The sequence below is a fragment of the Aquimarina sp. U1-2 genome, assembly GCF_017897595.1.
GTDB lineage: Bacteria > Bacteroidota > Bacteroidia > Flavobacteriales > Flavobacteriaceae > Aquimarina.
Window position 1 is genome coordinate 361,518 of sequence record NZ_JAGKIK010000002.1, and the last position, 21,207, is coordinate 382,724.

The following is a 21,207-nucleotide window of genomic DNA, read 5'->3' on the forward strand; positions in this document are numbered from 1 at the left end:
AAAATTACGGAAAAACTGTAAAAAAATAGGAAGAATAGTTTTTTATGTTATCTAAATGTTACGTAAAATTACTTGATAAATAGAACAAAAAAAAGACCCCTTTAAAGGAGTCTTTTATATCGTATGTATATTTTATCTTATTGGTTGTAATTGACCACCACTTTATCTTTATTTGACCAGGTAGTTACATCTGCAACTTGATTATCGGTATAATTTACTTCAGATAATTTGTCGCCAGACCAAAAAAACCATTTACCGGTTTTAATGCCGTTGTCGTACTGTCCCATGGCAATTTTCTTTCCTGTGATATCAAAAGATTTCCACTCGCCATGTAGTATTCCTTCTTTGTTATAAAAACCGAACTGTCTTACTGTTCCATCTTCATAAAAAAATGTACCTTTAATTTGATCACCTTGTTTTTCAAAAGTAGGTTTTACTTCTTGAGCGAATATAGTTGCCGAAAACATAAGTGCAAAAATCATTACTAAATTTCTCATATCTTATATAATTTAATTGGGGTTCTTGATAATTACCTTACAAAGGTAACATTAATTTTACTTTCAAACAACATTTAGGTAACATTAAATTAACACTAAACACGTAAATAACTGTATTTCATATGTTTATATTGTTTTTTTTGCACATAAAGTATGTCTTTTGGCTTCGTTCATGTTTGCTTACAGATGTACCCTTTCTTCCCAACGCATACTGTTTGTAAATGATATTGCCGGATAAATTAATGATATTAGCTTTTAAAAAATTGATTTATAGGTAGTTATAATTTCATGTCGTTATCTTTATCATAAAAATTGTTGCGTATTTTACGTATCGACTTCCGCTAAAATAAAAACCATGTGCTATGTGAGAAGATCTGTAGATTTTTTCATGATCACGAATGCCTTCAAAAGATAACATTTCAATAACATATGACTTGAATTTTAATAACATTTTTGTGCTCTACAAGCACCTAATACTATATGAGTGACATTTACATCTGGATGATCGTCGCCTTGGCGATTTTGGCTATTGCCGATCTAATAGTTGGAGTAAGCAACGATGCTGTTAATTTTTTAAATTCTGCCATTGGCTCCAAAGCCATATCGTTTAGAACGATCATGATCGTAGCCAGTATCGGTATTGCCGCCGGGGCTATTTTTTCTAGTGGGTTGATGGAGGTAGCACGAAAAGGTATTTTTGTCCCAGGACAATTTTATTTTGATGAAATCATGATCATTTTTATGGCCGTGATGATTACTGATATTTTGTTGCTCGATTTTTTTAATACGCTGGGGATGCCTACATCAACTACGGTTTCTATAGTTTTTGAACTGTTGGGAGCGGCAGTTTGTGTGGCATTTTTGAAAATCTCTGCAGATGCTAATCTCTCTATTGCAGATATAGGTAATTTTATCAATACGCAAAAGGCAGGAGAAATTATTGCAGGGATATTGTTATCTGTAATTGTTGCTTTTACCATCGGTGCGGTGGTACAATATATTTCTCGATTATTGTTATCCTTTAATTTTGAAAGTAAAGCAAAGTGGGTAGGTGCCGTGTTCGGAGGAGTAGCGCTCACCTCTATTTTGTACTTTATATTTGTGAAAGGAATTAAAGGGACCAACTATGCTAATGCTATTGTAGATGTTGTTTATAACAAAGGGGCTGAAGGATTGCTAGAATGGGCCAACGTCTATTTCAATAGTGCTTATACCACAACAAAAGAATTAATTGAAGCTCAAAGTGACTTGTTTGCGATTGATCCTAAAGCTGGAACTGTTGCGTTAACCCTTCGTGGCTTTCTGGAAACACATATTCTTCTTATTGTTTGTATAGGTTTTACCGTTTTATCCCTATTGTCTTATCTTATAGTTTCTATATTTAAAACAAACATCTATAAGATTATAATTATTGTAGGTACGTTTGCATTAGCTCTTGCTTTTGCGGGTAACGATTTGGTCAACTTTATAGGTGTTCCGATTGCGGCATGGCAATCGTATCAAGCTTGGGCTAGCTCAGGAATCGCTGCAGAGTCATTTGCTATGGGAGTTTTGGCCTCTAAAGTGGCAACTCCAACACTTATGCTACTGGCAGCAGGTCTCATTATGGTACTTACATTGTGGTTTTCGGCAAAAGCACGCAATGTTGTGAAAACATCAATAGACTTATCTAGACAAGGAGATGGGGATGAAAAGTTTCGTGCTAATTTTCTGTCTAGAGAAATTGTGAGAATTACGATGATCACAGCACAAGGGGTTGCTGCAGTGGTCCCTCAATCCTTTAAAAAATTTAGTAACAGGCAATTTGATGAACGTAAGATCAAAGTAGCTAACGCCTACATGAAAAAAGAGGATCAGCCGGCTTTTGATATGGTAAGGGCCGCAGTAAACCTTATGGTTGCGGGTATTTTGATATCTATAGCTACGTCTATGAAACTTCCTTTGTCTACTACCTATGTTACTTTTATGGTAGCTATGGGTACTTCTTTAGCAGATAGAGCTTGGGGTAGTGAGAGCGCTGTATATCGTGTTGCAGGGGTACTTAATGTTATTGGGGGATGGTTCTTTACTGCCATAAGTGCTTTTACGGCTGCTGCTATCGTAGCTTTCCTAATTCATATTAATCAACCTGTAATGACAGCAATTTTGCTCATGGTTGCCTTATTGTTGATTGTTAGAAGTACAATTAAATATCGTAACAAAACCAGGGCAGAACGTGCAGAAGATCAACTTAAGAAATCTGAAAGTAGCTCTATACAAGGTGTTATTGAAGAAAGTGCAGATACTATTAAATCATTTGTTCATAGAGGAAACAAAATATATGCAGGGACTATCGATAGCCTTGCAAAATATGATTTATCGGCGCTGAAAAAAAATAGAAAGGGAATCGCTAAACTGGAGAAAGAAGTCGAAGGGCTTAGGGACAGTATTTTCTATTTTATTAAAAACTTAGACGAATCTAGCGTAGGTGCCAGTAATTTCTACATTTCAATTCTTGGGTATCTCGAGGATATTGCACAATCCCTAGAGTATATTTCAAAGGCCAGTCATAAACATGTGAATAATAATCATAAAAAGTTACGATTTAACCAAATAAAAGATTTAAAAGAAATAGAAGATGATTTAAGTCTGTTTTTTGGTCACATAAAAACGGTATTTGATAAAAGAGAGTTTAACAAACTCAATGATATTATTAGCGAAAAACAAGAATTATTTACTACCGTTAATGATAAAATTGATAAACAAGTCGCTCGAACAAGAACTGAAGAAAGTAGTCCCAAAAATACGACACTCTATTTTAGTCTGCTTACAGAAACCAAAGATTTAATCGATGCCACTCTTAACCTGTTAGCTACGTATAGAGATCATCAGGATTAAGATTGTAATTTTCCAGAAGGTTAAGTAATTGTTATGTGTACAAGAAATTTTTGTTAGATTATTTTTTCATGGTTAATCCATATTTAAAATCTCAAAGTAACATAGTATATTTACCCGTCTTAATATAATTTTAAGAAAAACATGAATACAAAAGATGTTACCATATTATTGGTAGACGACGAACCAGATATTCTAGAAATCGTTGGCTACAATCTGAGTACCGAAGGCTATAATGTAGTTACTGCAGAAAATGGTGTAGAGGCGATAAAAATTGCTAAAAAGAAAAAGCCACATCTTATTATTTTAGATGTTATGATGCCAGAGATGGATGGTATCGAAGCTTGCGAACAAATACGGAAGCTGCCCGATCTTCAAAATACAATTATTACATTTTTAACGGCAAGAGGAGAGGATTACTCTCAAGTGGCTGGTTTTGATGCCGGTGCAGATGATTACATTACCAAACCTATTCGACCCAAAGTTTTGGTAAGTAAAGTCAAAGCGCTATTACGCAGATTGAAAGAAGAAGAGTCATCTGATAATGTAGTCAAAATTGGAAACCTGGTCATCAATCGAGACGAGTATAAGATTGTAAAAGACAAAAAAGAAATAGTGCTACCAAGAAAAGAATTTGAATTACTATCTTTATTGGCCTCTAAACCCGGAAAAGTTTTTAAACGTGAAGATATTTTGGATAAAGTTTGGGGTAACGAAGTTATTGTTGGAGGGCGTACAATAGATGTTCATATTAGAAAATTAAGAGAAAAAATAGGTGATACCAGTTTCAAAACTATCAAAGGTGTTGGCTATAAGTTTGTAGTGTAGATGGCAGAAAATTTTAAAAAGTCGTATAGGTTTGCGTACCTGTCGTCTTTATATATAACGCTTTTATTAACGCTCATTCTGAGCGTTTTTTTATACATAGTATCGCTATTGCATGTAGGGTTTATTATTGGTTTTGCTTTAGTTTCTTATGCCACTAGCTTTATAATCATACAATATAGAGTAGAAAAATTTATTTATCGAAGAGTGCGCAAAATTTATGATGATATCGAGATGTTAGATGTCGATGATATTGGTGAAAGTCCTGTAACCACAGATATGCGAACTTTAATTAAAGAAGTTGAAAAGTTTGCACTACAAAGAAAATCAGAAATAGAGAAACTTAATATTCGAGAAACCTATCGTAAAGAGTTTATGGGTAATGTTTCTCACGAATTAAAAACCCCTCTATTTACAGTACAAGGCTATATCCTCACCTTACTCGATGGCGCTATGAAAGATCCCAAAATCTTGGATAAGTACTTAAACCGTGCCAATAAAGGAGTAGAGCGGCTTATTTACATTGTAAATGATTTGGATATGATTACCAAATTAGAAACAGGAGATCTCAATTTAAACTACGTAAATTTTGATATTGTAGAACTTGTACAAAGTGTATTTGATTTATTTGAAATGAAAGCTTCAAAAAAGAATATAGCCTTAACTTTTGATATGAATTATACACAACCCATAATGGTTCATGCAGATAAAGAGCGTATACAACAGGTGTTGTCAAATTTGATTGTAAATTCAATCAAATATGGTAAAGAAGATGGCACTACCGAGGTGAGTATCGAAGACCTTATTCGTAATAAAACAATCGTAAGAGTAACCGATAATGGTGAAGGTATTGCCCAAGCGCATATTCCAAGGCTATTCGAGCGTTTTTATAGAGTGGATAAAAGCGGATCACGTAAAGAAGGAGGTTCTGGACTTGGCTTGGCTATTGTGAAACATATCATAGAGGCACACCACGAACGTATATACGTAGAAAGCGATTACAGAGTAGGTAGTGAGTTCTCATTTACTTTGGAAAAAGTGAAAAAGTTCCCCGTAGTCGATGTCAGTCCCAAAACTGCTTAGTCCTCGATACATATTCAGGTCTCTTAATTTTTTTAAGGTAAAGTCATTTTGATTACAACTTGGTACCAACCTGTTCATTGTTAAACGTTGTGCCAGATATTCTTGTTCAAATTGTCCCGGAGTGGGTATAAAAAATGCTTTTTTCTTTAGTTTAGCAAGGTCCATTACTGTCGTATACCCAGATCTCGAAATAATCAAATTACTGCTATTGATCGTATGCTCGAGGTCTTTTCCCGATAGGTAATTATGAATAGTAATATTGTTTTTAACATACGTTTGTTGTGTGTCCTCTATTAGGCCTCGTACAAATACAATATTCTTATCACTTTGTTCAAACTCCTGAAAAAGCTTTTGTTCTAATAACGTACGCTGTGGTTCAGGGCCCGATAACAGCACCATGATATCATATTTTTTTGGAAGTATATGGTGTTCAAACCTACTTAGGGGGCCAAGATAAGTTACCGGTATTGTAGTTTTTTTGGGATGTCCTAATTCACCACTCAAATTAGGATCGTCTGCCATATCAGGAACCCAACATACATCAAATTTTTTTATGTACCTGTTATGAAGTTTTGTACTAAATGAGGTCGTGTTTCCGCTTAAAACAGTAAGTTGATGTGTTATAAAAACCGATGGAACACTCTTATGTCGTACCCCCATTCTATTATCAGAGATAATACCACAATATTGATCTTCTTCTAGAATTCGTTTAATCACTTTATTTTCGGCATTAATAGTATGTGCTATTTTCGGACTGTTTAAAAGCATTTTCCATTTAAAATTACTAGCTTTTTTTGAATATGTAATTCGATAAGACGGTAGTAGCTTAGTTTGTAGTTCTGGAAATTCCTTCTTCAATAAAGATAAAGCTGCACCATCTGATGCAATCACCGGTTCTATACCCTGATCTAGCAGTGCATTGAGAATAGGTATACAACGTGTTGCGTGGCCTAGTCCCCAATTTAAAGGAGCTATAAGTACTTTTTTGTTCAAATGCTTTATTTTTTAATTTTTGTAACGACTACCTAGTTCCAGTCAATTTTAAAAGTAATCCTATTTTCTTATCCGTATATTTCCTTAATTTTACCAAAAAATTATCTTTATTGTAACTACGGTTAAAAAGAAGTACTTATAGAAAAGTTAAGATGATTTTGATGCCTATCAATAAGAAATAAGAGAGTGTGTGGGAAGTAAAAATAAATTAAAACGTTTCAACGAAAATAAAACCTTTCAAAATGTAGTAGAGCCTACACGAGAAGAAGTGCTACAAAATGCATTACACCTCAAAGGGAAATGGAACGAATCTTTCTTTAAGAACGCCAACCCGATTGTTCTAGAATTGGGCTGCGGAAAAGGAGAATATACCGTTGGTCTCGCTAGAAAATATCCTAATAAAAATTTTATTGGGATTGATATCAAAGGAGCACGATTTTGGCGAGGTGCCAAGACGGCTATTGAAGAAGGAATACACAATGTAGGTTTTATAAGAACACAAATAGAACTTATAACTTTTCTTTTTGACGACAACGAGATCGATGAGATTTGGATCACTTTTCCAGATCCACAAATAAAATATAAGCGTACTAAGCACCGTCTTACCAATCAGGATTTTTTACAGCGCTATAAAAAAATCATGAAACCAGAAGGCATCATACACCTCAAAACCGATAGCGAGTTTATGCATGGTTACACACTAGGTATATTACATGGGGAAGGTCATAAAGTTGTATATGCCAATCACGATATTTATCATAATGAAGGAGCTCCAGAAAGTGTTACGTCTATTCAAACTTTTTACGAAAAACAATATCTGGAAAAAAATAAACCCATAACTTACGTCCAATTTAAGATCAAATAATCAGGACTACAATGTTGGAAACTACGAGGCTTTTCTTGGTTACATTCTTCGCATCATTAGTAGGAGTAATACCTCCTGGTTTGGTCAATATGACAGTGGCAAGAACTTGCCTCGAGCGTGGAAAAAACAATGGGATTTTAGTGGCTGTAGGAGCCTCTTTTGTCGTAGTGTTTCAGTCGTTGATAGCCATTCTTTTGGCAAAATATATTTTTTTTAATCCATTTGTAAAGAATATTTTGCTTAGGACCGGTGCAGTTATCTTTTTTCTTATGGCCATTTATTTCTTTGCCAGAGCAAAACAACGAAAAACGAAAATAAAAGTTTACCATAAAAGCAATACTAGAAGTTTTTTTAAGGGAATGATAATTTCGGCAATCAATGTGTTACCTATTCCTTATTTTGTGGCAATAGCTGCCGGGATGAGTGTAAGTGGTGAAATCGAGTATGATACCCAGCATATTATTGCGTTTATAATAGCAGCAGGAAGCGGCACCTTTGTCACGCTTTACTTCTACGTCTTTTCTTTCTTAAAGATTGAAAAAAAGACAGCTTCGATCACAAAATATTCTAATTACTTTATGGGTGTTTTGATGTTGATTTTAGTTATAATTACATTAGCTAGAATTATTTACACATGGGATTAGAAAACGGAAAAGAAAGTACACCAGAGTCTGGTGCAAATTTTTTTGAGCGTGTTTATGAGATCGCAAGATTGATACCTTACGGTAGGGTAACATCGTATGGTGCTATTGCAAAGTATATAGGTGCTGCCCGTAGCGCTAGAATGGTGGGTTGGGCAATGAACGCTTGTGAAGGTAGAGAAGATGTGCCTGCACACAGAGTAGTGAATCGAAATGGAGTACTTACAGGTAAACATCATTTTAAAGGAACGAATCTCATGCAGCAATTATTAGAAAATGAAGGAGTAGCCATTGTTGATAATCAAGTTCAGCATTTCGAGAAACTATTTTGGGATCCAGCTAAAGAATTATGAAAATTTTTGATCAAAAGCTTCTCCTTTCCAATAATTGGCTGTTTTTTTATTTATATGGATTTTTTTTAAAATATTTCTATCTACTAAACTTTCAAGATCTGTTCTTGCTGTTTGATTAGTAACTAAAAAAATATTTTCTATCTCTTTTACCGTAAAATGGCGATTTTCATTTTCCATAATCCAGTATAGAATTTGTGCTTGTCTTTCATTGATATTTGGTTCTTTAAAAAACAAAGAAAGTTTACCTTCTTCCTTCTTCTTTTTAGCAACATATTTTTTTAAATCTTCAAAGGCCTGAATAAGGATTTTTACCTGATAGTTCATAAAATAAGTAACATCTAGATCATCGATTTCGGTATAGATATACGCTTTCTCATATTGAGTTTTAGTTTTCATAATAACTCTTGAAATTGAAAGATACTCAGCTAACCAGTATCCTTCTTTAAGTAAATACCAATAAAATATAGCTCGGGCGGTTCTTCCGTTACCATCGACAAAAGGATGAATGTAGCCTATCAAAAAATGCAAAATGCTTGCTTTAACTATTGGGTGTATGAAATTATCTTTTAGATTAGTATTGAAAAAATTACAAAATGATTTCATAAGGTTATCTAGCAGTTCAAAACTTGGAGGTGTATGCACAATTTCTCCGGTGATTTCATTCATGACATGGATTTCATTATTTTTTCTAAAAACACCGACTCTTTCTTCTTCCAATGTATTTTTTGTCACTAATCTATGAATCTCATATAGTTTTTCTATCGAAATATCCTCAGTTTTATGATCGCTTATGTACTGAATAGTTTCATAATTATTAAGGATCATATGCTCAGACTTGTTTTTAGGACTTTTGTTTTTCCTAAGCATATCTTTTGCTTTGATCCTGGTAGTAGTTGCTCCTTCTATCATTGAAGAAAAAATAGATTCTTCCATCAAGGCGTTATTCAAATATTGATGTTTATCCAATTCTGAAAGTAATTGATCTTTTTGTAAACCGGCCCCAAAATTGTGGTCTAGATAGTGAAGTTTTTTTTGAAGATTTTTAGTAATGTTATATTTACAATAAATACTTTGTATGGTTATATAGTCGTATCTAAATTCTCGGGACACTTTAGTCGTCAACCAAAGTTTTTTAGCTTCATTTATTGATTTGGCTAAATATTTAATTTTGTCCCAGTATAAATACTCATTATCAATTTTTCTCGCAATTTTGGGAGTTATATTGGAAATCAGTTCATTTGTATCGTAAGCTAGACTGTCAGGTGCTTTTTCGATCATTATTTCCTAATTTTTTTTAAAATTTACAAATATTATCAAATTTACAACATATTACGATATTTCCTAATTTTTTTAAAATTTACAAATAGTAGTATATCATCAATAACGATATCACTATAAATCATTTCGATTTTTCGGCTTTATAATGTAAACTTTTCGACCTATCTTTGTTTTTACAACCAATCAGAGCAGGATTTGGTTGTTGTAGAAAAGAAAAATACGCATGAAGTTAGAAAAATCAGAAATACGTAAAGCATTAGAAACCATCACTATTGCTGGCGAGGGGAAGAATATGGTAGAAAGTGGTGCCGTTAAAAACATCATTACTTTTGGTGATGAGGTGGTCGTAGATCTAGTGTTATCTACTCCCGCTTTGCATATTCGTAAACGCGCTGAAGTTGATGTACTAAAAGCTATTCATGAAAATGTATACGAGAAAGCTAAAGTAAAGGTAAATATCAAAGTTGAGGCCCCTGAAAAGCCTGACCTAAAAAATTCTATTAAAGGAAAACTTATACCGGGTATTTCGAACATTATTGCTGTAGCTTCTGGTAAAGGTGGTGTAGGAAAATCTACTGTAACCTCTAATTTGGCCGTTACCTTGGCCAAAATGGGATTCAAAGTAGGATTACTCGACGCAGATATTTATGGGCCATCTGCTCCTATCATGTTTGATGTAGAACGAGAACGCCCCCTTTCTGTAAAAGTTGGCGAGACATCTAAAATGAAACCTATTGAAAATTACGGGGTTAAAATTTTGTCGATAGGTTTTTTTACTCAGCCTAATCAAGCTGTAGTGTGGAGAGGACCTATGGCTGCAAAAGCTTTAAATCAAATGATTTTTGATGCTGCCTGGGGAGCATTGGATTTTCTACTACTGGATTTACCACCAGGAACAGGAGATATCCATTTATCTATCATGCAATCGTTACCCATTACGGGAGCTGTGGTAGTGAGCACACCGCAAAATGTTGCTTTGGCAGATGCCAGAAAAGGAGTAGCCATGTTTCAGCAAGATAGTATTAATGTTCCTGTATTGGGAATTATAGAAAATATGGCGTATTTTACACCAGAAGAGCTTCCTAACCATAAATATTATATTTTTGGTAAAGAAGGAGCAAAGCATCTGGCAACAGATCTTAATGTTCCGTTTTTAGGCGAAATTCCTTTGGTGCAAAGTATTCGCGAGGCTGGAGATGTTGGTAGACCGGCGGCTTTACAAACAGCAACGCCTATAGAAAAAGCGTTTGAAGAGTTGACAAAAAATATAGTACAAGAGGTAGTGAGCAGGAATGAAAATTTACCTCCTACCGAAGCAATCAAAATAACAACCATGGCAGGCTGTTCTGCTGTAAAAAAATAACACATGACTTCTGAAGAATTAAGAGTAAATGTAGAGAAAGCCCTAGACGAGATTAGGCCTTTTCTGGAGAGTGACGGGGGTAATATCTCTTTAATAGCTATTGAAGAAGATAAAAGAGTTAAAGTACAATTAGAAGGTGCCTGTGTAGGTTGTAGCGTAAATCAAATGACGCTAAAATCTGGAGTAGAAATGACAATTAAAAAATATGCCCCGCAGATTGAAGAAGTTTTAAATATCGAATAGTTTATTGGCACCGCCAAAAGGTATACGCTACTCCGTGGCTTTCCTTGAAATTGAAAATTATTTTCCACGAATGCCTCGTGGGCTAGCCCCGAGTTAGTTTATTCTTTTTTGATATATTGAATTGCCTTTTTTTCTTAAAATCTCTTTTATTCGGTAACAAAATCTGTAAGTTTTGTCGGACCTTCAAGTACAGATCTTACAATTCTTAAGAAACCCTCTTCAGTGGTTGAGATTTGCCATTTGATTAATGTAATAGTTCCTTTGTCGATCTCTATTCCGGTTATACATCTTGGGTGCACACAACTCCCATCGTTAAAAAGAGCAGTACCACCAGGCTCTGGAAATCTTGGTCGATGTGTATGCCCCATTACAGTAAGTTTATTTTTTTGTTTGAGAATCCATCTTTTTACTCGTCGCTCTACACGTATGGTTTCTTTATAATTATGGGCAGGGCTAGTTGGATCTAAAATTCCTATGACTTGTAAAGGCCTCCATAAAATTCGAACCAAAAACCGATGAATACGCCATCCATTATAATTCATAAAATCTGCTTGATGGCCGTGCAAAAGAAAAATTTCTTGTGATGTTTTTTCGTGTTTAAGTACGATAGCTTCTTCAAAAGTGATACCCGGAAAAAGAGCAACTTCTTTATTTAATTTGTGATCCAGATAATAACTAAGATGTTTTTTAACATAGGTTTTATCTTTGTACACCATGTCATGATTTCCCCAGATCATATGTAACCGATTTTCTCTGTAAAAAAGCTGAAGCAAATCATATACATCTTTATGAGCCCGCAATAACATGCTAAAATTTATATTTTCCCAGAGTTCATCGCCATCTCCAAGTTCAAAATAGGTAAATCCTTCTTTAAAATAGTGTTTTAGGGCATGAATATAAATGTTTCTATTGTTTGCAAATTCATCGGCAAAGCTATTATCTCCACGATGGCAATCACTAAAAAGAATAAATTTTGAGGTATCGTTAAAAGTAATATTCTTGGCGTTTTTGTAAGCACGATCCAAACGTGATTGGGAAGACATAAATCCGATTTTCAGTAAATATACATTATAAATGGGGATAAAGATTGTAGAGATATAAGGATTCAAAAAAATCCGATACTTTATCACTAGTGTAAGTACCGGATTTTTGTAAAGATATTTTATAAACTACCCGTTGTTCATTTTGGATTTAAAAAGCTATTCTCGATACCCCCAATCAAGTTGGAGCAGGCTAATTTTTCTCTATGTCGTCTCGAGCGTAGCCGTAAGGTCATTACGAATATCACGAATTGACACTTTTCTTAAATAATTTTTTCAAAATGCGCAACGGGTTATAAACTAACTAAGATTAGAAAGTATATGAAACTCCAAAGGAAGACCGAAACCCATAGAAACTTACATCCCAGATCCTAGATTCGTCACCTAGGTATTCTATTTGAGCGGCATCTGTCATATTTTGAATTTCAGCATATATTCTCCATTTTTTCTTAATAGTATAAGAGGCATTCGCATCTAGTTGAAGTCTTTCAGCCCTTATGATGTCACTATCTCCTTGAGAAAAGCGGTCTCCTCCAATTTGTTCTATTCGCTCGTCTTGATAATTAGCAGTAAATCGCGCAGATAATCCGCCCTTATCAAATGTAAGTGCTGCGTTGGCTGTATGAGGAGACTGTCCCGGCAATCTACGGCCACCAACACCATCTACGGTAGCATCGCTATCGGTATACGTGTAATTAAGATAAATACCGAAATTACTCAAAAAACCGGGCAGGAATTTAAAATTACTCTGGATATTTACTTCTGCACCAAACACGGTGGCTCCATCACCATTATCTGGTTGAAAAACGATAAATCGATCTCTTTCTTCTGGTGTAAATAAATCTGCACCTGGAAATTCATCTCCTGATTGAACCTGAAATAATCTTACAAAACGAAAATCCTTAATGTCTTTATAAAAGAATCCTCCAGATAAAATACCTACAGTTCCCAAGTATCGCTCAAATAAAATATCGAAATTATTAGACGATGGCGGTTTAAAATTAGCATTTCCTATTTCAACTTCGTCATCTTCATCGATAATGCGAATTGACGGAATAACATCGTCAAAATTAGGACGAGAATATCCTCTAGTATATGCTAGTCGTAAGTTAGTAAGTCTATCAATTTCATACTTTACTTGCAGATTCGGTAATATAAAATCATATGATGTTTGATCGGCAATAGGATTTACGGTTAAATTTCCATTAGCATTAGGATCTTCTTCTCTTACGATATTGGCATTATAATCGACACGAACTGATTCGTATCGAAATCCTGCCAGGATATTAAATTTACCTGTTCTGAGTTTACCCATAAAGTATGCTGCATCTGTAGTCTCATTGGCACTATACAAAAATGTACTGGTTTCTCGAAGGCTTTCTTCTTCGTTAAGGGCAAAATCATTGCGGTTTGAATTGAAAAAGCTGGTAAATAGCCCTGGGTTAACATTCGATCCATACGTATAGTTACCATCAAGCAAATTACTTCTTACCAGTCCGGGAGTATTAAATTGAGCTATTGTAATGTCTTCATTTCCATCATATTCGAACACCTCGGTGTTTGCACTTCGACTTAATCGTGTTACTCTGTTTTTATATCCTGTTTTGAGGGTAAGTAACGAATTATTCAAAGTGATCGGAAGTTCAAAATTAATTTTTGCAGTGCTTGCGGCATTCTTCACTAAGCGATTGTACAACTGAATATTTCTAAAATCATCGAATAAGGCATCATCAAACTGATCTCCAACCTGACCACCAACAGGAAAGACTTGTGGAAAGTCAGGATCGGCAAGGCTTAACTGCATATCTACTCCTGATCCGTCGGCTCTAATTTCACCACGAGTTCCATTTTCATCTCTTTGTCCTGAAGAAAATGCATATCCTGGAACGATTTCAAGATTTCCAATTCTAAATTGAGCATCTGCGTTCAAGCTTATGGTATATCGATCTACCACCCGATCTCGAAATCTTTTACGTATCCTTGCGCCGGTACTAAGGTCTGGAGCCTCTAGCTCGCCGTTACGGGGTCTAAATTGTGTTCTTTGTCTGATTTCATCTTCTCTTAAAGAGCTATAAAATCCTTTAACTACAATAAAATTTTCATTATCGAATTGATAATCGGTGGTTAGGGTTACACCTAACCGGGATCTATCGCTAGAAAGTGGGCGTAAATTTAGGTCACCCAGATAAAATTGATCTCCATTTCCAAAATCGTTTATTCTCCATCTTCCTTCTATTCTATCTTCACCGCCCTCTCTTCTGTAAAACGACATATTACCCATTAAACCAAATGCTCCATTAGGATTATTGTCATTTACAACAAAACGTTTATCCAATTTTAGTTTCCCAATAAAATTCACGCCTTCGGTAAGATCTACATACCCCCCACCAATTTCGCTTTTTACGCTTAATTTGTTTCGTCTTGCTTTTGGTGAAGAAAGGTTTACCGATCCTCCGATTGCATCACCATCCATGTCAGGGGTAATTGTTTTTGTGACTTCAATCTGGCTTAATTGATCTACAGGGAATTGATAAAGACCAGAAGTACGATTATCTCCTGTTCCTGTATTTTGCAATTGCTCCCCATTTATGGTCACAGTAGTATAATTTCTTGGAGTACCTCGAATGGAAATAGCATCCCCCTCTCCCTGATCAAGATCAATATTTACACCTGGTACCCGTTGTAGTGCATCAGATACATTCAAGTCTGGAAAACGACTAATTAAATCTGTAGAAATGATGTTTTTAATATTATCGGCACTACGTTGAATGTTTAATGCCTGTCGTTGCCCTTCAAGATTTGCTGAAATTACGACTTCATCCAGGCCAAATGAAGACTCTTCTAACATAATCGTAATATTGGTAGGATCACTATAGTCTGATACGTTAATTTCTTTTGTTTCGAATCCTAAATAAGAAATAACCAGAGTGGCAGTTTCTGGATTATCGTACACCACATTAAATTTACCGTCAAAATCGGCACTTGCCCCGATAGAAGTACCTTTAATTACAACTTCTGCTCCAGGGAGTGGTAGATTATTAATGTTTTCGCGTATGGTTCCAGAGATGGATTGGGCAAACATTCCCGAGTAGCACAGTAGCGATAAAAATATAGTTAGGAAGAAAATGTGTTGTGAGTTTTGTACAATTTTTTTCATGAATGCGTGATTTTTTGTTTAAAACATTTCTCTTTAAAAATCTACATTAATACAATCGATTGCATAAAACATTCTTACAATTGAAGATTTAGTTTTCTGTACTTCAAAATATTCAGTAGAACTTTTCTTGATCTAGCGAAAATAAAATGGTAAAGTAATAGTACTACATACAATCGATTGCACGTTTAGATATTTGCATTTTACTATAAATTAACATAAATAGTTAAATACTACTCTAAATAACGAAAAAAACCTAAATTTTTCACAATAATGAATGTGTAAATGTTAATTTTTATGAAAAAAATAGTAAAACAGCATTTACTTTCATGAAATATGAGGGAAAAGTAAAATTTTGATAAAAAAGCGTAAAAAAATAAAGGGATATCCTTAAAAAATGCGAAATATTCAAAAAATTTAAGAATTATAGCTAATACAGCATAAGATGACTTACATGTTATGCTGATTTAGCTATATGTCACTTGATCATTGAGATATCGCAAGGTTCGCTTCAAGTAAAGAATTAGTCTTCGACGTAGTGGTTGTTAAATTTGCCCTGAGGTCGATTACTATACATAGGTATCATTTTTGATATTTTTTCACCAAAGCAGGATCTGGATCCATGCCTAAACCAATTTTGGTAGGTGCATCAATATGACCATTTTTGATAGGAAAAGCTTCTAACGACGGGTTAAAATCCCTGGCTTTTGCAGGATAAGTTTCTAATATAAGTGCATTCGGAATTGAGGCTACAGCATGTACATTCATATGCGCATACCCATGAGGGGCTACCGGAATATGAAAAGCAGAACACAAGGCAGCAATCTTTCTCATTTCTGTTAGTCCGCCACCTTTAATACTGTCTATATTAACAATATCGCAAGAGTGGTTTTCTACCAAATCTCTTGCACCCCATCGCGTATATTCATTTTCTCCGGCTACGATGGGAATATCTAATTCTTTTCGTACTTCGGCATTACCCCTCCAATCATCTGGAGCTACAGGTTCTTCGAACCAATAAAGGTCAAGATCTTCTACCATTCTTCCGAACCGAATCGCCTCATACGCAGATTTGTATCCATTATTAGCATCGACCATGACTCTTGCATCAGTCCCCAGGGCATTGACTACTGCCTTTACACGCTCTGCATCAGCTTTCGCATCCAGATATCCAATTTTCATTTTCACTACTTTATATCCTTCTTTTACATAATCTTCCATTTCTTTAACTAGTTCTGCGATGCCTTTTCCCTCTGCATAGTATCCACCGGCGGCATACACAGGAATTTTTTCTCGGTAGGTTCCCAATACTTTGTGAACCGGAAGTTGCAGCGCTTTACCAACAATGTCCCAAACGCATAAATCTACACTACCGATGGCATGTATCTCTTTCCCTTTGGCTACCGGTTTTCTATTGTGAAAAAACATATGATCCCAGATTTGCTCGGTATTCATTAAGTTCATTCCCTTAATTTTTTTAATAAAATTAAGTACATCTTTACTAGCACCTTTTATGATCGAGTATCCTGTGATATTTTCATTTGTTGTAATTTTAAGAAATGTAGTCGAAGGCGGTTTTCCTCCAGAAGTTTTGATAGCATTCCAGCTTAAAGGAGTAGCTTTATCAAATTTTAACCTTATGATTTCTGCATCTTTAATCGTAATTTTTCGTAATGCAGTTTTAGCAGAACTTTTTAATTGATCATCAACCTGTGACATGTAGCGCTCACCTGCAATCAAAGGAGTAACTGCGAGCGTTCCTAATCCTGTTACTGTGGTCTTTAAAAAATCTCTTCTTTTTTTCATAAGTTTTATTTTTAAATCATAATTAAACCGAAATGTATTAAGATTTGAGTCCTAGAGCGCAAATGATCATTTAAAATCAGTCGCGTGTATTGTTGTACGCATTAATTTCTTTAAATATACTATTTTTTAAATTTGGTATTTTATTAAGATCAATCCCCCATAATTCTTTATTTTCAAGGATGATTTCAACAACCTTCTCTACAGTATTATTTTGCCAGACATCGCTAAAGAAATTCAAAATCTCATGATTTTCCTGTATTGGTATCATCTGGCCATCCTTTTCTTTTCCTCGATAAAATAGTATGAGATACGCCAGTGATTTTACAAGATTTTGAGGTAGTTTTTGCGTTTGATTATGATATTTTAATAAAGAAGGCAGCACCCGTACTTTAAATTTAGAAATTGAATTGAGCGCTATGCTTATCAAATGGTGTTTAACAAATGGATTCTTAAATCGTTCTGTTACCGAATCTGCAAAAGATGTCAATTCTTCTTTTGGTAAATCCAACGTAGGGATAATTTCCTGGTAAATGACATTATTGATAAAATCTCCGATTTTTTTGTCTTCAATGGCTTCTTTTACAGTCCTAAAACCACTAAGATACGCAAAAGGAACCATGGTTGTATGTGCAGCGTTTAATATTCTGACTTTTCTGGTTTTATACTTAGATAGGTCGTTTACAAACTTTACGTTTAATCCGGCCTGTTCTGTAGGGAAGATATCTTGTATTTCTTTAGGTCCTTCGATTACCCAAAGATAGAAAGGCTCAGCAGTTACGATCATGTGATCCTCAAAATCCAGTTGTTTTTGAGTTTCTTTACTGGTATCTTTTGGAAAACCGGTAACAATTCTATCGACAAGTGTGTTACAGAATTCAATATTCGTATCGATCCATCCTTTAAATCGTTCTGGCAATTTCCATAGCTGGATATATTGTAAAACAATGTCTTTTAGGGCGTCTCCATTGCTATCAATAAGCTCACAGGGTAAAACAAAAATCTTATGACTGTTGATGTTTTTGCAATGTAAAAAACGATAGTACAACAAAGCAGTCAATCTACCAGGGAATGAACGTGGTAATTGATTAACATCGGTGTCATTAGGATCAAAGCGAATTCCGGCCTCGGTAGTATTCGAAATAATAATTTGTAAATCTGGGTTTTTGCCCATTTTTAAGAACGTTTTGTAATCATCCTTTGGATTAAAAATGCCATTAACACAGGTAACAAGCCTGGTTTCTTGAATTTTCATTCCGTTTTGAAGCCCTTCTAAAAGAACATGGTAGAGTCCCTCTTGATCGTTTAATTTTTTTGCGAGGCCATTATCTGTAGATTCAATAATCTGAACGTTTCCGTTAAAAATGGTTTTTTCATTTAGAATATCAATAATCCAATCTGCAAATCCTCTTAAAAAATTACCTTTTCCAAACTGCAATACCTTTATTGGTCTTTTATGGTCAAGTTCTAAGATGCTTCTATTTAGTTTTTTCATCACCAAAAGATTAGAATCCAAAATATTCTTTTGCATTATAGTAACAAATATCGCTCACCATCTTACCCAACCATTCTTCATCAGCTGGTAATTCTCCATTTTCTACATCTTTTCCGATAAGATTGCACAAAATACGTCTAAAATATTCATGCCTAGGGAAGGATAAAAAACTTCGAGAATCAGTAAGCATTCCCACAAAACAACTGAGTAACCCTAAATTAGATAATGAGTTTATCTGTTTTTCCATACCATCTTTTTGATCCAAAAACCACCAAGCTGATCCAAATTGTATTTTTCCTTTAACGCTTCCGTCATTAAAATTCCCAATCATCGTTGCCATTACTTCATTATCTGCCGGGTTAAGATTGTACACTATTGTCTTCGATAATTGATTAGAGCTATCTAGCTGATTCAAAAATTTACTAAGTCCCAAGGCTTGCGAAAAATCTCCTATAGAATCAAAACCGGTATCAGGACCTAATTTATCTAGCATGCGGCTATTTGTGTTTCTAAGAGCGCCAAGATGAAACTGCTGAACCCAACCTTGCTTATGATACGATTTACATAAATGTAGCAAGGTTTCAAATTGAAAATAGTTGATTTCTTCTTTATCTAGCGATTGCCGTTTTTTCAATTTTTGAAATAACTTTTCGATGTCGTAGGTTCCCACTTCAAAATAATACAACTGTTCTAATCCATGATCAGAAAGTCGGCACCCATGTTTGTGAAAATAGGCGACCCTATTGTTAAGCGCATTGATTAGATCATCATATGATTGGATATCAATACCAGAAGTATCACTTAACACATCCAGGTATTCGTTATAATTTGATGGATTCTCTACAGTATATACCTTATCTGGTCTAAAGGTGGGGAGCAGTTTTAAAGGCCCATTATTTTTTACAGCTTTTTGATGATGTTTTAGGTTGTCTGTAGGGTCGTCAGTAGTACATACGATTTCAACATTCATATGTTTTAATAAGCCTTGTGTACTATGTGTTTTTTTCTGCAAAATGGAAGAGGTTTGATGATAAACATCTTCACTATTTGTTTTGGTTAACAATTGATCGATATCAAAGTAACGTTTTAACTCGAGATGGGTCCAATGGTAGAGCGGGTTTCTTACTGTATAGGGTACTGTTTCGCCCCATTTTCTAAACTTTTCAATATCAGATGCATTTCCAGTTATAAATTTTTCATTAATACCTAATGTACGCATTGCTCTCCATTTGTAATGATCTCCGGCAAGCCAAACCTGAGTACAATTTTCAAACTGTGTATTATCAGCAATATGTTGTGGAGAAAGATGACAATGATAATCTATAATGGGTAGTGTTTTGGCATAGTTATGATATAATCGTTTAGCAAATTCAGTACGCAACAGAAAATCCTGTGAAATAAAACTTTTATTAGATTTATGCAATCGATTGCTTATATTTTTATAGTTCGTTGTACTTACATCTTTATTCATAATTCCATTTTCATTTTAGTGCTCTAATTTAAGAGATGATGCTCTTACAATAAGTTCTGGTTGTAATACAGTTTTTTGGGGTATTAATTTCTTCTTCGTGGAATTTAGCATTTCAAAAAATAGTTCGGCTGCGGCTTGTCCCATTTCGATTGGAAACTGATTCACAGAGGTAAGAGGAGGATCTGTAAATGAGGTGAAAGGTTCATTACTAAAACCTACGAGGGCAACTTCTTCAGGTATTTTAACATTTCTTTCTTTTAAAACTTGCATAGCTCCCATAATAGCATAATCACTAGAAGAAAAAATAGCATCAAAATCGTTATCTGTATCCAAAAGCCGTTTTGTACAATTGCGCCCATCTTCGAGTTGCATATTTCCTTCGCAAACTAGAGATTCATTAAAAGGGATGTTGTGATTTTTTAAGGCTTCTACATAGCCTCTGTATCTTTCATTATAGATATTAAATCTCTTTTTATGTGTAAAATGAGCAATTTTGGTGCATCCTTGTTTGATGAGATGTTCAGTGGCCATATAGGCACCAAGATAATCATCAATTATTACCTGACTTGTTCCTATTTCGGTGGTAGTTCTATCAAAAAGAACAAGTGGAACTCCTTTTTTTGTGACATTTTCATAATGCTCATAATCAGTAGACTTTTCTCCTACGAGCGATACTATAATTCCGTCTACTCTCGCATTTAGCAGCGTATTCACGACCGCAATTTCATTTTCAACGGTTTCTAACGATTGACTAACAACGACTCTATAATTTAGTTGATTAGCAACTTCTTCTACACCTCTTACCACTGCCGAAAAAAAAGATCGATTTATTCTGGGAACAATAATGCCAATAAGCTGACTTTTTCCCTTTCTTAACGCAGCAGCCAAATTATTAGGTTGGTAATTTAAATCTTTGGCCATAGTAAGCACAGCTTTTTTGGTAGCCTCGCTTATTCTGGGATTATTATTTAAAGCTCTGGATACTGTAGAGGCAGTTATGTTAAGCTTTTCAGCAATATCATGTATGGTAGTTTTCTTCGAATTCATTAAGCGTAAAATACAAAAATCAATAAAGAAACTAGAAGATATAGTTTACATAATTGATTTAGAACGCAAATATCGTAAATTATTGTAATCGATTGCATAAAAAGCTTATTTTTCTTGTTTTTTTGATATTGGAATCTAGATTTTAACTACAGTATTATTATATTTTACATTCATATCTTGTG

17 protein-coding genes are annotated in these 21,207 nt (G+C 34.6%); 8 read left to right on the forward strand and 9 right to left on the reverse strand.

The features are described 5' to 3' along the window. Positions 1-137: 137 nt before the first annotated feature. Entirely contained in the window at positions 138-497 is a 360-nt protein-coding gene (locus J8281_RS04460; protein WP_210196388.1) for a toxin-antitoxin system YwqK family antitoxin, read from the reverse strand. Positions 498-977: 480 nt separating this feature from the next. Between J8281_RS04460 and J8281_RS04465 the strand changes: the two genes are divergently transcribed. The 3 genes from J8281_RS04465 (at position 978) to J8281_RS04475 (ending at position 5,279) form a co-directional block, all read left to right on the forward strand. Continuing rightward, positions 978-3,374 (forward strand): inorganic phosphate transporter, encoded by a 2,397-nt coding sequence (locus J8281_RS04465; RefSeq protein ID WP_210196389.1) that lies wholly within the window; start codon positions 978-980, stop codon positions 3,372-3,374. 141 nt (positions 3,375-3,515) lie between these two features. After that, the gene (locus J8281_RS04470) at positions 3,516-4,199 is read left to right on the forward strand and encodes a response regulator transcription factor (RefSeq protein ID WP_210196390.1); all 684 of its coding nucleotides are present in this window, start codon (positions 3,516-3,518) and stop codon (positions 4,197-4,199) included. Then, complete coding sequence (locus J8281_RS04475) at positions 4,200-5,279, forward strand: cell wall metabolism sensor histidine kinase WalK (RefSeq protein WP_210196391.1); 1,080 nt, start codon at positions 4,200-4,202, stop codon at positions 5,277-5,279. It abuts the gene before it with no gap. Here the strand turns inward: J8281_RS04475 and J8281_RS04480 are convergent. Further along, positions 5,217-6,272 (reverse strand): glycosyltransferase, encoded by a 1,056-nt coding sequence (locus J8281_RS04480; protein ID WP_210196392.1) that lies wholly within the window; start codon positions 6,270-6,272, stop codon positions 5,217-5,219. The two genes, J8281_RS04475 and J8281_RS04480, sit on opposite strands and share 63 nt — an antisense overlap. A 190-nt stretch (positions 6,273-6,462) precedes the next feature. Here J8281_RS04480 and trmB point away from each other — a divergent pair, with 190 nt between their 5' ends. The 3 genes from trmB to J8281_RS04495 are packed head-to-tail and all read left to right on the forward strand — an operon-like array spanning position 6,463 to position 8,131. Continuing rightward, a complete protein-coding gene (gene trmB, locus J8281_RS04485) occupies positions 6,463-7,137 on the forward strand; it encodes a tRNA (guanosine(46)-N7)-methyltransferase TrmB (RefSeq protein ID WP_210196393.1) in 675 nt (224 codons plus the stop codon). 11 nt (positions 7,138-7,148) lie between these two features. Continuing rightward, complete coding sequence (locus J8281_RS04490; RefSeq protein WP_371812581.1) at positions 7,149-7,781, forward strand: LysE family translocator; 633 nt, start codon at positions 7,149-7,151, stop codon at positions 7,779-7,781. Further along, complete coding sequence (locus J8281_RS04495) at positions 7,772-8,131, forward strand: MGMT family protein (protein ID WP_210196394.1); 360 nt, start codon at positions 7,772-7,774, stop codon at positions 8,129-8,131. The genes J8281_RS04490 and J8281_RS04495 overlap by 10 nt, the downstream gene beginning before the upstream one ends. Here J8281_RS04495 and J8281_RS04500 read toward each other — a convergent pair. Next, positions 8,126-9,409 (reverse strand): Fic family protein, encoded by a 1,284-nt coding sequence (locus J8281_RS04500; protein ID WP_210196395.1) that lies wholly within the window; start codon positions 9,407-9,409, stop codon positions 8,126-8,128. The two genes, J8281_RS04495 and J8281_RS04500, sit on opposite strands and share 6 nt — an antisense overlap. Positions 9,410-9,632: 223 nt before the next feature. Between J8281_RS04500 and J8281_RS04505 the strand changes: the two genes are divergently transcribed. Further along, the gene (locus J8281_RS04505; RefSeq protein ID WP_210196396.1) at positions 9,633-10,772 is read left to right on the forward strand and encodes an Mrp/NBP35 family ATP-binding protein; all 1,140 of its coding nucleotides are present in this window, start codon (positions 9,633-9,635) and stop codon (positions 10,770-10,772) included. A gap of 3 nt (positions 10,773-10,775) precedes the next feature. Then, the gene (locus J8281_RS04510) at positions 10,776-11,015 is read left to right on the forward strand and encodes a NifU family protein (protein WP_210196397.1); all 240 of its coding nucleotides are present in this window, start codon (positions 10,776-10,778) and stop codon (positions 11,013-11,015) included. Positions 11,016-11,161: 146 nt separating this feature from the next. Here the strand turns inward: J8281_RS04510 and J8281_RS04515 are convergent, their stop codons facing one another. The 6 genes from J8281_RS04515 to J8281_RS04540 all read right to left on the reverse strand — a co-directional run bounded on the left by J8281_RS04515 (position 11,162) and on the right by J8281_RS04540 (position 21,025). Beyond that, complete coding sequence (locus tag J8281_RS04515) at positions 11,162-12,058, reverse strand: metallophosphoesterase family protein (protein WP_210196398.1); 897 nt, start codon at positions 12,056-12,058, stop codon at positions 11,162-11,164. Between the two features lie 307 nt (positions 12,059-12,365). Then, positions 12,366-15,212, reverse strand: a complete 2,847-nt coding sequence (locus tag J8281_RS04520) for a TonB-dependent receptor (RefSeq protein WP_210196399.1) — start codon at positions 15,210-15,212, stop codon at positions 12,366-12,368. A gap of 579 nt (positions 15,213-15,791) precedes the next feature. Next, positions 15,792-17,015 carry a mandelate racemase/muconate lactonizing enzyme family protein gene (locus tag J8281_RS04525; protein WP_210196400.1) on the reverse strand — a complete coding sequence of 408 codons (1,224 nt, stop codon included), beginning with the start codon at positions 17,013-17,015 and terminating at the stop codon, positions 15,792-15,794. A gap of 76 nt (positions 17,016-17,091) precedes the next feature. Continuing rightward, positions 17,092-18,507: a tagaturonate reductase gene (locus J8281_RS04530; RefSeq protein WP_210196401.1), complete on the reverse strand. Its 1,416-nt coding sequence runs from the start codon at positions 18,505-18,507 to the stop codon at positions 17,092-17,094. Between the two features lie 10 nt (positions 18,508-18,517). Beyond that, positions 18,518-19,978 (reverse strand): glucuronate isomerase, encoded by a 1,461-nt coding sequence (gene uxaC / locus J8281_RS04535; protein ID WP_210196402.1) that lies wholly within the window; start codon positions 19,976-19,978, stop codon positions 18,518-18,520. Positions 19,979-19,993: 15 nt separating this feature from the next. Next, a complete protein-coding gene (locus tag J8281_RS04540; RefSeq protein ID WP_210196403.1) occupies positions 19,994-21,025 on the reverse strand; it encodes a LacI family DNA-binding transcriptional regulator in 1,032 nt (343 codons plus the stop codon). Positions 21,026-21,207: the final 182 nt, after the last annotated feature.